The sequence below is a fragment of the Agrobacterium sp. ST15.13.015 genome, assembly GCF_027871645.1.
In the GTDB taxonomy this organism is placed as follows: domain Bacteria; phylum Pseudomonadota; class Alphaproteobacteria; order Rhizobiales; family Rhizobiaceae; genus Agrobacterium; species Agrobacterium leguminum.
Genome location: NZ_JAQAHF010000019.1, coordinates 18,252 through 32,364, shown reverse-complemented (window position 1 = coordinate 32,364; position 14,113 = coordinate 18,252). Strand labels below are relative to the sequence as shown.

The window sequence follows — 14,113 nt, the reverse complement described above, 5'->3', positions numbered from 1 at the left end:
CGTAAAACCGCTCGGCAGCTTTGCCGGAAATGCTCCGGCCGCGGATTTCGGTTCTCCGCGGCCAGCCGTTTCATTCATCAAACCCGCGCGTCACCGGAGGTGCGGTAAAGCAGGGTCAATACCGTCAGCATCAGCCCCACAAGTGCGACCGAGCCGAAAATGTAGAAATTCCACTCGGGCGCCAGACCCCGCTGCAACACGAGGCCGCCGATCATCGGGCCGGCAATGCCGCCGAGCCGCCCAACCGCCAGTGAAAAACCGAGACCCGCGCCGCGAATATGAACGGGATAGAGCCGCCCCACCAGAACATTGGCGAGAATCTGCGTGCCGATGGTGCCCGCACCCGCAAGGGCGACGAAGGCATAAAGAAGCGGACCCTTGTTCACCGTCAGGGCGAAGATCGAGGCAGCGCCGATGGCAAACAGGATCGCTACGACCACCTTGACATTGCCCTTATCCGCAAACCGACCGCCGATGAGGATGCCGATCGCGGCCCCGACATTGAGCATGACGGAAAAGCTGAGCGCCGAGCTGATATCATAACCCATCTTGTTCATGATGGTGGGCAGCCAGTTGACCATGCCGAAGGTGAGAAGCAGCGAGCAGAAGTGGATGCCCCAGGCATTCAGCGTCGAGAGCAGCCGGCCTTCCGAGAACAGCGCGCCGACACCGCCCTTTTGAATTTTCGCATGCGGCACGATGCGTTGCAGACCGTAGCTGTCGCAAATGCCGTCAGCCTCCGCCTGCCGGCCCTTGCTTGCCAGCCATTCGGGCGATTCCGGCAGGAAACGCATGAAGATCGGCAGAAGAATAAGCGGCAGGCCGCCGATCAGCATCAAGGGCCGCCAGCCATAGGTCTCCAGAAGGAGAATGCCCATGACGCCGGAAATGATGCCGCCGATAAGATAACCGAGGAAAGACAGGGAATTGGCCTGCGCCCTGCGATGCGGCGGCGAAAATTCCAGCACCAGCGCGGTGACCGTCGGCAACAGCGCGCCAAGCCCGAGACCGGCGAAGAAGCGCGTTATTTCGAAGGCGAGAAAATTCGGCGTCATGGCCGAGGCGATCATCATCGCCGAAAAGCCGGCGAGACTGAGAAGAACCACCTTCCGGCGGCCGATGCGGTCGGCCATGGTGCCGGCAAAAAGCGCGCCCAGCAGCATGCCTACCAGCGTCAGCGCGGCGGCGCGCCCGACCATGGCCGGATTGAGCGCCCATGCGCCTTCTTTCAAGAGTGCCGGTGCGACCGCGCCGTAAACGACGAGATCGTAACCGTCAAACATGATCATCAGGCCGCATGTCGCGATAACGACGGCCGGGTTCTTCGTCCGCGCTGACGCGGCGCTCAGATAATTCGTGGACATGTTCCTCCCTTTCACGCATGAACGCGCCATCCGGTATGGATAAGCGTCTCCCGTTCCTGCGATATCCTCCGTGAGTGCCCGGCGTGCTCCACACTGATATGTGCCCTGCTCCTGTCAAGCACATATCGCCAGCATCCCGCCTTCGATTAAATGTTGCATTTGCAAAAATTGCAAATGAAATATTAACAAATGCCAGGCGCACCGCGCCGACGAAATTCAGCCAGGCTCCAGCCCGGAAATCGTCGACAACGTCGGCGTCCAGCTCAAAATATGAATGCGGTTATAAACACCGTGAATGACGAATGGGTCGGCATCGCTGAAGGCGATGACGTCTTCGATCGAGCGCGCCTGCGCAATAATGAGGGCGGCGGATGGGCCGTCGGCAACCGCGCTCATCGGGCCGGAGACAAGAATCTTGAACCCTTCCGCCATCGCCTCACCATTGCGCAGATGGACCTTGTGAGCCTCTATCTGCGCCGCCCGTTGTGCGGCCGCGGCGGGATCGCTTTCGGCGAAACGCACGTAAAGCCGGGTTCGGTCGCTGCCGCCGCTCATCGGGCGAGCACGAAATCGTGGTTCACCGACCAGAACCAGTCGCCGATGAAACCCAGGTCCCGCGCCTTCTGCGCATCATCCACCCGCTGGAAATCGGCGAGCAGGCTCTCCTTTACGCCGAAGACCGCATCCGAACGGATATAGGGATCGTCGGGATCGAAGATATGGGTGACGAGCGTGGCGAAGCCTTCGGCCGAAACGATATAGTGCAGATGCGCTGGCCGGTAGGGATGCCGCCCCATGGCGCGCAGCAGCTGCCCGACCGGACCGTCATCCGGGATCGGATAATATTTCGGCTTGGCGGCCCGGAACCAGTAGCGTCCGTCCTCGCCGGTGATGAAGACGCCGCGCAGGTTGAAATCGGGCTGGATGCCCTTCTGCTGCACGTCATAAAAACCTTCGTCATTGGCCTGCCAGACATCGATGCGCGCGCCGGCGACCGGCGCTCCCTCGGTATCGAGGATGCGTCCGGTGACCACCATATCCTCGCCCTTGCCATCGAGGCAGATATTCGCACCCATCGGCATTTCCGGCGCATCCGCGACATGGAAAGGGCCGAGAACGGTCGATTCCGACGCGCCGCTTGGCTTGCGATGGTTGATGGCGTCGACCAGCATGGAGACGCCGAGAATATCGGAAAACAGGATCCATTCCTGCCGCCATTCATTGCAGATCTGGCCGACCTCGGTGAGGAAATGAATGGCCTTCATCCACTCCTCCTCGGTCGGTTCGATTTCCTTCACCGCCTCATGCAGCTTGCGCGTCACCACCGCCATGATTTCCTTCAGACGCGGATCGTCACAGTCGCGCATCCGCGCGATCACGGTTTCAGCCGAACGTTCCTCGACGAAGTAGCCGTCATCATTGCTCATCTTCATATCCATCGTCTCCTCCCATCACTCCGGCCGCGCGCCCTCGAAGGCGCGTTGCAAAAGGTCGCGGATCGCAGTTTTTTCGATTGGCCGCGGGCACCAGTAAGGATTGGCCGTTGCAAGCTCCGCCATGCGGTCGAGATCGTCCGACCGAACCCCGAGAGCCGAAAGGCTCGACGGCGCGCCGAGCCGGGCGGCAAAATCGTAGAGCCCCGTCCCTGCCCTGCCGCCCACTAGAGAAGCAAGCGGTGCAAGCAGATGCGGCACCTCCTGTTCCACATAGGCGATGGTATGCGGCAGAAGCACCGCATGGGTTTCCGCGTGTGGCAGATCGAGACTGCCGCCCAGCGTGTGGCAGAGCTTGTGATGCAGCGACATGCCGACGGCGCCAAGCACCGTGCCGCACAGCCACGCACCATAAAGCGCGGTCTCGCGCGCCTTGACATCCTGCGGCGCAGCCTTCACGCCGGGAAGCGCCTCGATCATCGCCCGCAATCCCTCAACCGCCATCAGGCTGGCGATGGGATTGCGGTCCTGCGCGTAAAGCCCCTCCGCCGCGTGCGCCATGGCGTTCAGCCCGCTCGTCATGCTGATGGCGACCGGCAATCCAAGCGTCAGTTCCGCATCGTAAATCACCACTTCCGGCAGGATTTCCGGCCCGCGTATGGTGGTCTTCACCCCGTTTTCCGTCTGGCCGAGAATGGGCGTCACCTCGGAGCCGGCATAGGTGGTCGGGATGACGATCTGCGCCGCATCGGTGCGCAGCGCAATGGCCTTGCCGAGACCGGTGGTGGAGCCGCCGCCAAGCGCCACAACGCAATCCGCACTGGCGGCGCGATAGGTTTCGACCGCGTTTTTCGTCACCTCGACCGGCGTATGCATGGCCGCATCGGAGAAGACACCCACGGCAAGCCGGCCGAGCCGGGCGGCAAGCGCCTCCGCGTCGCCCTTCTGCTGCGGCGTGGAAAGCACCAGCGCCCGCGACAGGCCAAGGCGGCGGATTTCCTCCGCCACCCCCGCCGAGCTGCCCGCGCCGAAGACGATGCGGGCGGGCGCGGCCATATAGACGAAGGGCTGCATGGTTCAGCGCCCGTCGAGCTTGAACAGGCGGCGCGCATTGGTGCGGCCGATCTTTACCCGGTCGGCCTCGGCGATGGTCGTCGCGTTGAACCAGTCGGAGGCGTGGTCGATATTCTCGAAGGGCCAGTCCGTGGAAAACAGGATGCGGTCCGCACCGATTTCCAGAATGGCGTCGATCAGCGTCTGGGTGCGGAAATTGCCCGAGGTGGTGATGTGGAAATTCTCGTTGAAATAATCCACGAAACGGCGCTTGGCGGGATAACGCGGCGGCAGCTTTACCCAGGCATTACGGTGGTCGATGCGCCACATCATGTAGGGCAGGCCCTCGCCCATATGCCCGAGGATGATGTTGAGCCGCGGATGCTCGTCGAACAGGCCGGACGCCATCAGACGCAACGCGTGCACGGCCGTTTCCTGCGCGAAAGCCCAGGTGGGGCCGAGCAGCCAGGGATGGCCGTCATAGATGCGCGAATCCTGCGGCAGCGGGTTGCGCGGATGCAGGTAGAAGGGCACATCGAGCTTTTCCACCTCGCCCCAGAATGGGCGATATTGCGGCAGGTCGTAATAAAGCGGCGTCTGGCCATCGCCCTCCTGGCTGAAACCATTGACGAGCGCGCCGACGAAACCGAGATCGTTGACGCAGCGCTGAAGCTCCTGCGTCGCCGCGTCAGGGTCCTGCAATGGCAGGGCTGCGAAGGCGAGGAAACGATCCGGCCGCCTGGCGCATTCTTCGGCGAGGACGTCATTTGCCCGCCGCGCGATCTCGATCGCCTTCTTCCTGTCGGGAATGGCCTGCACCGCCGGCGCGTTCAGCGACAGGATCATGGTTTCGATGCCATGCGCATCCATCAGCTTCAGGCGCGTATCCTGAATGTCGAGCAGGCGGTGCTGCAGTTCCTTCCAGTAATCGCCGGGCACGAACCCGGCCGAATCCTGAAGCGTTTCCGGGATTGCGAAATGCTCCTCGAGAGCGACCTTGCCTTGCATGTGGTTTCCTCCGAATTCACTCTATGATTTGCCGCCCGAGAGGCGATCAATATTGGCCCTTGGGTTCCAGCCCGAGCATGCTCTGGCCGATCATGGTGCCCACGGCGTCCCAGTTCATGCTGATATGGCGGCCGACCGCGTTCGCATCCCGCCAAGCCCGCTGCACCGGGTTGGAAAGATCGAGCCCGACGCCGCCGGTGGAATCGTTGAGCGCCTGCACGGCGCGCAGAGCGAGAGACACCGCAAAGGACTGACCGCGACGGCTGAGAAGACGGTCATCCACCGTAAATTCCGCCCGGCCTTCGATCCTTGCCTGCGAGAGCGCCTGTGCGCGTGCAACATCGCGCAGCAATATTTCGCAAGCCGCATCGACGCTCGCCGCTGCTTCCGCGACGCGCAGCTGGATGGTCGGAAATTCGGCCATGCGATTATTGCCGCCCGCCACCGCACCGCGCGTCACCCGGCCGCCGACATGATCGACGTAAGCCGCAAGCGCGCCCCTGGCCGCGCCCACGCCTGCCGCCGCGAGACAGGAGGGAATGCCGGTCAGAAGCGGCATGTTGAACAGGCCTTCCTCCGCATAATAATGCCCGCCGGGCGTCTTTCCGCTGGTCGCGTCCGGGAAGGTCAGAACCCGGTGTTTGGGAACGAAGACATCGTCGAGAACGAGCGTCTTGGAACCCGTGCCGGCCAGCCCCACCACATGCCAGGTATCTTCAATGGTATATTCGCTCGCGGGAACGAGCAGGAAGGCCGGAACCGGCTTTCCCTCGCCCTGCGGCGGCAGGATGGCGGCGCAGAGAGACCATTGCGCATTCTCGCAGCCCGAGGCGAAGGCCCATTTGCCGCTGAGGCGGTAACCGCCATCCGCGAGCTCCGCCATCTTCACCGGCGCATAGGAGCCGCATAGCAGTGCATCGGGGTTTTCACCCCAGACATCGGTCTGCGCCTCTTCCGGAAACATCGCCAGCAGCCATTGATGGGCCGACAGCAGGCCAGCGACCCAGCCGGTCGACGCACAGGCGGCCGAAAGCTCGATATTGGCCTCGACGAGCTCGGCGAAGTCACCGCCCTTGCCGCCGAAGGCGCGGGGTTTGACGATATCGAAATAACCGATTCCACGAAGCGCCTCGATGTGGCTGGCCGGAACGCGCCGGGCCTCCTCCGTCTGTCTGGCGCTCGCCCGGAAAAGATCGGTTATGCCGGTAACGCGGCTTGCGAGGCGGGCACGCGGGTTCGTTTGCGCCGGCAGCGGCGCATGGCTCATATCGTTCATGATTGTCTCCTTGCGGACTTTACTGGCCGGACTTTACCGGCCGGATGTTGCTGGCCAGGCGTTATCTCGCCGGGATTATCTGGGCGGCAATGATCAGGCGGGCAGGCTCGCGGGGCTTGCGGCGCAATATTGGGCGTTTTCGTAAAGCAACGGCCGTGTCGTCTCGCTGACATCGGCCGAAACAACCTGCCCGATGAAGACGGTATGGGTTCCGTAAGGCATGGCCGCGACCCGGCGGCAGGCGATGGCGGCATGGGCCGTGGGCAGATAGAGAACGCCATTGTCGTGGCGCTGCCATTGACCGTCGCGAAAACGCTCTTCCGGCGAAACTTTGCCGCTGAAGGCATCCGACAGGGCAATCTGATCCTGCGTTAGCACATTGACGATGAAATCGGGTCGGCACAGCAGCAGTTCATGCAGCAGGGTGCGATTGTTCAGGCAAACCAGCAGGGACGGCGGCTCCATAGAGACCGAAGTGACGGCCGTGACCGTCATGCCGTGATCGCGCTGATCACCTGAAGCACAGGCCGTGATAACCGTCACAGTCGCCGGAAAACGACGCATTGTTGAACGGAAATTCTGACCGACGCCTTCAGGCGCAAGGCTGCTCAGGCCAAACAATGCTGATGTCATGAGATCCTCCCAAATCCTGCATTCTTATTTATTTGCGTTTGCAATATTTGTCAATGCAAATGTTTTTTGTCATTTTTTGTGCGGGGGAGAAAGCCGCATTTCCCCGTCTTATGGGGCGAAGCTATTGAAACGGATGGATTGTGCCGGTACAGCCGATAGGCGCACATCAGCATTTGCGCAGATGGTTCTCAAACGGGGATTTGCTCGTGTCCTATCAATTCACCGATTCGGTACCCTACCTGCTCAACTGGGTGGGCGTTCGGCTTGGCGAGCGCTTTTCGGTAAGACTGGCCTCCTATGACATCACCCTGCCGATGTATCGCGTGCTGGCGACGCTGCGGCAGCAGGAGAGCAAGACGCTGACCGAGCTTTCAGACATGGTATCGGTGGAGATTTCCACGCTGTCCCGGCTTGTGGGGCTGATGGTCCGGCGTAACCTCGTCAGCCGCGAACGGCCGCTCGACAATGCGCGCATCGTGCGCATCACCCTTACCCCGAAGGGCGAGGAACTGGCCGACGAACTCATGCCCATCGCCGCCATGTTCGAAAAAACCGCAATCGAAGGCCTCGACCCGGCCGAAGTGAAACTCTTCAAAAGCATACTGCGCCATATCGGCCGCAACATTGCCGGCCTCTGATACCGATAGCCGGCGAACTAGCGCCCGGCGGCTGTATCGCGGTTTTCAACGGTGGCGCGTAGCGTTCCGGCCACCTCCAGACGCGCACGGTCAAAACTTCGGGGAAATACCGCCGACAGGGCACGCCCCGGGACAGCGCCATATTGCAATACGATGTCATTGGCTTCGCGCACCACAAACCAGAGATTCGGATAGCGCCGTTTAAGTTCCGTCAGCTCCGGCGTCGCCGGAAGTTGCGGCCTGCCCTGTCCATCCTAGCACATCGCGCCGGCGCAGGGCTTCAAGAAGCGCGCGCGCCATTTCGGGTTCATCCTCAAGAAGCAAGATTCGCAATGACTTCCCCCGGAAATGGATTCTTGCCATCCCCACCACTGGTCGAGAAATGTTGCAGCTACATTGCAGGAGGGCGGGCAGACAATTCGACTTCTACCACCTTACAGCAACAGCAGATAAGCCGACGGCATTGCGTGCGTTGTACGCTGACGTCACTCCGGAAATCTCACAGTTGCGCCGTTGCAGACCTGTACCCGTGTCTCGCATAAAACCGGTCAAGCTCACGCTGCTGCGGCATCTCACCGGTATAGATGGCGATATAGTCGGGAATCCTCTGCATCCGCACCGCAACAGCTTCCTCGGACTGCATGGAAATGTAGCCAATCTGCACCAGATAGGTGGTCCGGGCACGCACATCCGCCGTGTTTTCATTGTGGCCGAACCGCACGAACATGCGTGCAAGCGCCGTCATTCTCATCTCGTCGGCCTTGCGAACCTCCGCAAGAATCTCGTCGGACTGAAGGGCCCAGCTTCGAACGGCGAATTCAAATCTGCTGTCGAAAAGCGCGGGATCCAGCCAGCAGTCGAAAACATTCAGCATGGCTTCGACCAGCGTCTCGGCATAGGCTTCGGATTGCCGGACGATGCTTCCGGTATTTTTTTCCCGCCAGCGGGCGACAAGCGCGGCCAGCAATTCCTCCCGGTCCTTGAAGAACCAGTAGAAGCTCGTGCGCGACAGATTTAGCTTTTTCGCCAAAGGCAGGATTTTGACGGAATCCACCCCCGATTCCAGCAAAGCCTGATAGGCAGCCTCAAGCCACCCCTCCTGCGATCCACGCCAGCCGGTGTCGTTCAATGTCGCGTCCATGACGCGTTCGTAGCAAATCGGTCTCTTCGCGACAAGCGGGATGTACACCCATGTCAAAAGGAAAGACAATTGTGTTTTGTAAATTGACACAAGTGTACATTCCCGCTTAGCCTTGAGACAGAAACCCTTTTGGAGCAGGCTATGTCGAGCGATCCCCTTCTTCAGCCCTACCAGCTAAAACACCTCACACTGCGCAACCGCATCATCGTCACCTCGCACGAACCCGCCTATCCCGAGGACGGCATGCCGAAGGGGCGTTACCGCGCCTACACGGTGGAGCGGGCAAAGGGCGGCGTTGCGCTCACAATGACGGCCGGCTCCGCCGCTGTCTCCAAGGACAGCCCGCCCGTCTTCAACAACCTGCTCGCCTACAAGGATGAAATCGTCCCGTGGATCCGGGAAATGACCGACGCCGTGCATGAACAGGGTGCGGCGATCATGATCCAGCTCACGCATCTCGGCCGCCGCACCCGCTGGGACAAGGGCGACTGGCTGCCGATCCTTGCGCCATCCCATCACCGCGAAGCGGCGCATCGGGCTTTTCCCAAGAAGATCGAGGACTGGGATATCGAGCGCATCATCAAGGACTTCGCCGACGCCGCCGAACGCATGAAGGCGGGCGGAATGGACGGGGTGGAGCTGGAAGCCTATGGCCATCTGATCGACCAGTTCGTCTCGCCGCTGACCAACGAACTGGACGGCCCCTATGGCGGCCCGCTTGAAAACCGCATGCGCTTCTGTCTCGACGTTTTCAGGGCGATGCGCGAACGCGTGGGCGACGATTTCATCCTCGGTGTCCGCTACACCGCCGACGAATGTCTTGAGGGCGGCACCGGACAGGCAGAAGGCATCGAAATCGCCAGACGCCTGAAGGACAGCGGCCTGATCGATTATCTCAATGTCATCAGGGGTCATATCGACACCGACCCGGGCCTGACCGACGTCATCCCCATTCAGGGCATGGCCAATGCACCGCATCTCGATTTCGCCGGTGAAATCCGCGCCGCGACCAGTTTCCCGACATTCCACGCCGCCAAGATCCCCGATGTCGCCACCGCGCGCCACGCCATCGCCGCCGGCAAGGTGGACATGGTGGGCATGACCCGCGCCCACATGACCGATCCGCATATCGTGCGCAAGATCATGGAAAAACGCGAGGAAGATATTCGCCCCTGCGTGGGCGCCAATTATTGTCTCGACCGCATCTATCAGGGCGGTCTCGCCTTCTGCATTCACAATGCGGCAACGGGCCGTGAGGAAACCATGCCGCACGAGATACCCAAAGCGGCGGAACGCCGGAAGGTGGTGATCGTCGGCGCCGGACCGGCCGGGCTCGAGGCCGCGCGCGTCTGTGCCGAACGCGGCCATGAGGTCGTCGTGTTCGAGGCCGCCAACAATCCCGGCGGCCAGATCCGGCTGACGGCGCAAAGCGAACGCCGCCGGGAGATGATCAGCATCATCGACTGGCGCATGAGCCAGTGCGAGAGACTGGGCGTCACCTTCCACTTCAACAACTGGGCCGAAGCGGACACGGTTCTTTCGGAGAACCCTGACGTGGTCATCATCGCCACCGGCGGCTTGCCGCATACCGATGTACTTTCCAGCGGCAACGATCTCGTCGTCTCGGCATGGGATATCATTTCAGGAGACGTCAAGCCGGGAACGAATGTACTGGTTTTCGACGATGCCGGCGATCATGCCGGTCTGCAAGCCGCCGAATTCCTTGCAAAAGCCGGGGCGAAAGTGGAGATCATGACGCCCGACCGCGCCTTCGCCCCGGAAGTCATGGCCATGAACCTCGTTCCCTATATGCGCTCGCTGCAAAAACGCGATGTGACTTTCACCGTTACCTACCGGCTGGAAGCGGCGGAAAGAAACGGCAACCAGCTTGTAGCCCATGTCGGCAGCGATTATGGCGGCGTGACGAAATCGAGAACCGTCGATCAGATCGTCGTCAACCACGGCACCATCCCGCTGGACGACCTTTATTTCGAACTCAAACCCGGTTCGAAAAACCTCGGGGAAATCTCCTACGACGCCCTGCTTGCAGGAGCGGCCCAAGCGGTCGAGCGCAACCCGGAAGGCGCCTACCGGCTCTTCCGGATCGGCGATGCGGTCGCCGCACGCAATACCCATGCGGCGATCTACGATGCGCTCCGTCTGGCGAAGGATATTTGAGGCTGGCGTTCCCGACACACAGAGGCAGAACAAATCTGCCTCTGTCTCGATGTAATCCTGAGTGCAGGAGCGGCTTCAAGCCTGAATCAAGGCAATGCCCCGGTTCTTGAACCCCAACGTCACATCGCTCGCCGCCGGCAGGCTGGTCTCCACGGCATGGTCGACGATGAAAAGCGTACCGATATCGGTTTCCACCTCATATTCAACGTGACCGCCGAGATAGGCGCTGTGCAGCACCCTTCCGGCAAGCCCCTGCGCACCCGGTTGTCCGATGGAAATCGAGCCGGGGCGGACCGCAAGCTCTGCGGGACCCGGCCGGGCGTTGCGGGCCGCGACCCGATGATCGATCCCCCCGACGCGGATCAGCGCATCGGCGCCCTCAACGCCAATGACCTCGCAACCGACGACATTCGCCTCACCCATGAAATCGGCGATGAAAGCGGAGGCCGGGGCCTCGTAAAGATCGCGTGGCGCACCCGACTGGGCGATTTCGCCATCCTTCATCACGATGATCCGGTCGGAAACGGCCAGCGCCTCATCCTGATCATGCGTGACATAGACGGCAGTAAAGCCAAGCCGCTGCTGCAATTCGCGGATTTCGGTGCGGACCCGGCGGCGGAGGCGGGCATCAAGGTTGGAAAGCGGCTCGTCCAGCAGCAGCACCTGCGGCTCGAGCACAAGAGCGCGGGCAACCGCCACGCGCTGCTGTTGGCCGCCGGAAAGTTCGGCAGGCAGGCGGTGGCCCATGCCGGCAAGGCCGACGAGCTTCAGCCCCTCTTCCGCCCTTTCCCGCGCTTCCGCCTTGCGCAGCCCGGAGGATTGCAGACCATAGGCGACATTGTCGAGCGCCGTCATATGCGGGAAAAGCGCATAGGACTGGAAGACCATCGAGACATCGCGCTCATTGGCGGGCAGCATGGTCACATCCTTGTCGCCGATCAGGATGCGGCCCGAGGTCGGATGCTCGAGGCCCGCCAGCATGCGCAGCGTCGTCGTCTTGCCGCAGCCGGAGGGACCGAGCAGGGTGACCAGCGTGCCGGGCTCGATGGTGAGCGACAGGTCGGGAATGGCGGTGAAGGCGCCGAAGGTCTTGCGGACATTCTGAAAGGTGACGGAGCCGGGTTTTACGGAAATCATGCGGTTTTCTCCTGAGCGAGAGGAACGGAGGAAGCGGAGGGCAGGCCGGCGACGCGGTTTTCGCGCCGCAGGCGACGCTCGCCGACAATGAGCTGGAAGCCTGTGATGACGGTGATCATCACCACGATCAGCATGGAGGAATAGGCGATCGCCACCCCATATTCACCGTTCTCGACAAGGCCGACGATATAGGAGGTCGCCATGTTGTATTCGGCGCTGACGAGGAAGATGACAGCGCTGATGGAAGTGATGGCGCGCACGAAGGAATAGACCAGTGCGGCCGTGATTGCGGGCCTCAAGAGCGGCAGGATGACCTTGCGGATGGTGCGGAAACTATTGGCCCGCAGCGTCAGCGAGGCCTCGTCGAGGCTCTTGTCCAGCTGGCTCATCGCCGCAATGCCGCCGCGCACGCCGACCGGCATGTTGCGGAACACGAAGCAGGCGATGAGGATCAGCGCCGAGCCGGTCATTTCCACCGGCGGCAGGTTGAACGCCATGATATAGCTGACGCCGATGACCGTGCCGGGAATGGCAAAGCTCATCATCAGCGCGAATTCGAACAGGTTCCGCCCGGCGAATTTCTGCCGCACGATGATATAGGCGGTCAAAAGACCGACGGCGGCGGTGAGCGGCGCGGAAACCAGCGCGATCTTCATGGTCGTCCAGAACGAGTTCCAGGCAACGCCCGTCCAGGCAATCGAGCCATTGGAGAAGCTGACGGAAAAGGCGCGGAGGTAGTGGTCGAGCGTCAGGGAATTGTCGAGACCCCATGTCTTCACGAAACCGCCCACAAGGATCATGCCATAAACAACGATGGTGAAGACCATCCACGGCACGACGACGGCGTGGACGCCGATGGACAGGCCGCGCGGAAGCGCGATATGCGCGCCGCTGTCACCCTTGCCCGTCACCGTCGCAAAATTCTTGCCTGCCAGCCAGAAACGCTGGGCAAGGAAGGCCGAAAGCGTGAAGCACAAAAGGATGATCGCAAGCACAGCGGCGCGGGAGGGATCATTCTGCGAGCCGACGACCGCAAAGAAGATTTCCGTCGACAGCACGCCATGCGTGCCGCCAAGCACTAGCGGATTGCCGAAATCCGCCATGCTCTCGATGAAGCCGATGAGAAAAGCATTGGCGAGACCGGGTTTCATCAGCGGCAGCGATACCCGCCAGAAGGTGCGCCAGCGGTCGGCGCGCAGCGTCTGCGAGGCTTCTTCCATCGACGGGCTGACACCTTCGACCACGCCGATCAGCACCAGAAACGAAATGGGCGTGAAGGAAAGGACCTGCGCGATCCAGATGCCGGTCATGCCATAAAGCCAGCGGCCCGGTTCGATGCCGAAGAGATAGGAAAGCCATTCGGTGACGACACCGGCGCGGCCGAAAAGCAGCGTCAAAGCAAGGCCGATGACAAAAGGCGGCGTGATGATCGGCAGAACCGTCAGAAGCCGCAGGCCCTTCTTGAAAGGAAAGCGAGTGCGGGTGGCGATCAGGGCAAAGCCGAGGCCGAGCACGGTCGAGCCGAAGGCGGTCATCAGGGCAAGAAACAGCGTCCGCCAGGCGACGCCGCAACGCTCTTCGCCCGCCACGCAGCCAAGGCTCCAGATGCCGGGATCCTGAATATTGCGGATGAAGCCATCGGCATTGAAGGAGCCATCGAAATCCTGAACGGATGCGACCAGCATACTGCCGATCGGATAGAAGACAAAAACCGTGACGAGGAAAACCAGAACGGAAATGGCACCGACGACGAAGGCGTCGCCTTTCATGACGCCGCGCTCGGCAAGACCGAAGGCAAAAAGCAGCACGAAGACGAACGAGATGACGACGGCACCGGCACCCATGGAGGGCTGGCCATCGGCAAGCATGCCGAAGAGGTTTTCGCTCACCGTCCAGCTCCAGCCGCTAAAGCCGATGGCCAGCCCCTGCAAGGCGAGGAAAACGAGCCCGGCAGCGCCGATGACGGCAAGCAGCCCGCCGCGCCGCATCGGATCGCCTACAGGCCGGACAAGGCATGCGGCGAGGAAAAAGACAACGACGCCGACCAGCCATGGTTTTCCATAGGACAATATTTGCAGCACACCGGGCGCATTGTTGGCCGACGAGAAAAATCCGGAAAGCCAGCGGAAGCTGAAAAAGCCGCCTTCGATGCGATACCAGGGAAGAAGAATGAGGGCAAAAGCCCCGAGCGCCAGGACGATGTCCAGCCTGCGATTGCCACGTGTCATGGCCGACCTCGCTTATTTCATGCC

The 14,113-nt window shown here is 61.4% G+C and carries 12 protein-coding genes and 2 pseudogenes; 2 read left to right on the top strand and 12 right to left on the bottom strand.

The features are described 5' to 3' along the window. Positions 1-77: 77 nt before the first annotated feature. From PIB16_RS23000 to graD, 7 genes are all read right to left on the bottom strand, one after another. Positions 78-1,364, bottom strand: coding sequence for an MFS transporter (locus PIB16_RS23000; RefSeq protein WP_271046395.1), 1,287 nt, complete (start codon positions 1,362-1,364; stop codon positions 78-80). A gap of 216 nt (positions 1,365-1,580) precedes the next feature. Continuing rightward, positions 1,581-1,919, bottom strand: a complete 339-nt coding sequence (locus tag PIB16_RS22995; RefSeq protein WP_271046394.1) for a YciI family protein — start codon at positions 1,917-1,919, stop codon at positions 1,581-1,583. Continuing rightward, on the bottom strand, positions 1,916-2,803 hold the full coding sequence (gene graB / locus PIB16_RS22990) for a hydroxyquinol 1,2-dioxygenase (protein WP_174039637.1): 888 nt from the start codon (positions 2,801-2,803) through the stop codon (positions 1,916-1,918). Before graB ends, PIB16_RS22995 begins: the two co-directional genes overlap by 4 nt. A 12-nt stretch (positions 2,804-2,815) precedes the next feature. Continuing rightward, positions 2,816-3,871, bottom strand: a complete 1,056-nt coding sequence (gene graC / locus PIB16_RS22985; RefSeq protein WP_271046393.1) for a maleylacetate reductase — start codon at positions 3,869-3,871, stop codon at positions 2,816-2,818. A gap of 3 nt (positions 3,872-3,874) precedes the next feature. Beyond that, complete coding sequence (gene tsdA, locus PIB16_RS22980) at positions 3,875-4,858, bottom strand: gamma-resorcylate decarboxylase (protein ID WP_059755140.1); 984 nt, start codon at positions 4,856-4,858, stop codon at positions 3,875-3,877. 46 nt (positions 4,859-4,904) lie between these two features. Further along, positions 4,905-6,134, bottom strand: a complete 1,230-nt coding sequence (gene graA, locus PIB16_RS22975) for an FADH(2)-dependent resorcinol hydroxylase oxygenase component (protein WP_271046392.1) — start codon at positions 6,132-6,134, stop codon at positions 4,905-4,907. 93 nt (positions 6,135-6,227) lie between these two features. Next, entirely contained in the window at positions 6,228-6,767 is a 540-nt protein-coding gene (graD, locus tag PIB16_RS22970) for an FADH(2)-dependent resorcinol hydroxylase reductase component (protein ID WP_020810141.1), read from the bottom strand. A 206-nt stretch (positions 6,768-6,973) separates the two neighbouring features. Between graD and PIB16_RS22965 the strand changes: the two genes are divergently transcribed. Continuing rightward, entirely contained in the window at positions 6,974-7,405 is a 432-nt protein-coding gene (locus PIB16_RS22965) for a MarR family winged helix-turn-helix transcriptional regulator (RefSeq protein WP_004433168.1), read from the top strand. A gap of 20 nt (positions 7,406-7,425) precedes the next feature. On the opposite strand, the pseudogene PIB16_RS26730 reads toward PIB16_RS22965, so the two are convergent. From PIB16_RS26730 to PIB16_RS22960, 3 genes and pseudogenes are all read right to left on the bottom strand, one after another. Then, positions 7,426-7,659: pseudogene (locus tag PIB16_RS26730) on the bottom strand (sensor histidine kinase); the annotation flags it as partial. After that, positions 7,619-7,738: pseudogene (locus PIB16_RS26810) on the bottom strand (DNA-binding response regulator); the annotation flags it as partial. The pseudogenes PIB16_RS26810 and PIB16_RS26730, both read right to left, overlap by 41 nt. Positions 7,739-7,904: 166 nt before the next feature. Further along, on the bottom strand, positions 7,905-8,546 hold the full coding sequence (locus tag PIB16_RS22960; RefSeq protein ID WP_271046391.1) for a TetR/AcrR family transcriptional regulator: 642 nt from the start codon (positions 8,544-8,546) through the stop codon (positions 7,905-7,907). A 141-nt stretch (positions 8,547-8,687) separates the two neighbouring features. On the opposite strand from PIB16_RS22960, the gene PIB16_RS22955 reads away from it, so the two are divergent. After that, on the top strand, positions 8,688-10,724 hold the full coding sequence (locus tag PIB16_RS22955) for an NADH:flavin oxidoreductase (RefSeq protein WP_271046390.1): 2,037 nt from the start codon (positions 8,688-8,690) through the stop codon (positions 10,722-10,724). 75 nt (positions 10,725-10,799) lie between these two features. Here PIB16_RS22955 and PIB16_RS22950 read toward each other — a convergent pair whose 3' ends face one another. Both PIB16_RS22950 and PIB16_RS22945 read right to left on the bottom strand, forming a co-directional pair. After that, complete coding sequence (locus PIB16_RS22950; RefSeq protein WP_078051624.1) at positions 10,800-11,861, bottom strand: ABC transporter ATP-binding protein; 1,062 nt, start codon at positions 11,859-11,861, stop codon at positions 10,800-10,802. Continuing rightward, positions 11,858-14,089 carry an ABC transporter permease gene (locus PIB16_RS22945; RefSeq protein WP_271046389.1) on the bottom strand — a complete coding sequence of 744 codons (2,232 nt, stop codon included), beginning with the start codon at positions 14,087-14,089 and terminating at the stop codon, positions 11,858-11,860. Before PIB16_RS22945 ends, PIB16_RS22950 begins: the two co-directional genes overlap by 4 nt. Positions 14,090-14,113 lie beyond the last annotated feature (24 nt).

Coding starts and splice junctions, on each gene's coding strand:
- tsdA (WP_059755140.1), bottom strand. CDS start 4,858: ATGCAAGGCAAGGTCGCTCTCGAGGAGCATTTCGCAATCCCGGAAACG.
- PIB16_RS22950 (WP_078051624.1), bottom strand. CDS start 11,861: ATGATTTCCGTAAAACCCGGCTCCGTCACCTTTCAGAATGTCCGCAAG.
- graB (WP_174039637.1), bottom strand. CDS start 2,803: ATGGATATGAAGATGAGCAATGATGACGGCTACTTCGTCGAGGAACGT.
- PIB16_RS22955 (WP_271046390.1), top strand. CDS start 8,688: ATGTCGAGCGATCCCCTTCTTCAGCCCTACCAGCTAAAACACCTCACA.
- PIB16_RS22960 (WP_271046391.1), bottom strand. CDS start 8,546: ATGGACGCGACATTGAACGACACCGGCTGGCGTGGATCGCAGGAGGGG.
- PIB16_RS23000 (WP_271046395.1), bottom strand. CDS start 1,364: ATGTCCACGAATTATCTGAGCGCCGCGTCAGCGCGGACGAAGAACCCG.
- graC (WP_271046393.1), bottom strand. CDS start 3,871: ATGCAGCCCTTCGTCTATATGGCCGCGCCCGCCCGCATCGTCTTCGGC.
- PIB16_RS22995 (WP_271046394.1), bottom strand. CDS start 1,919: ATGAGCGGCGGCAGCGACCGAACCCGGCTTTACGTGCGTTTCGCCGAA.
- PIB16_RS22945 (WP_271046389.1), bottom strand. CDS start 14,089: ATGACACGTGGCAATCGCAGGCTGGACATCGTCCTGGCGCTCGGGGCT.
- graA (WP_271046392.1), bottom strand. CDS start 6,134: ATGAACGATATGAGCCATGCGCCGCTGCCGGCGCAAACGAACCCGCGT.
- graD (WP_020810141.1), bottom strand. CDS start 6,767: ATGACATCAGCATTGTTTGGCCTGAGCAGCCTTGCGCCTGAAGGCGTC.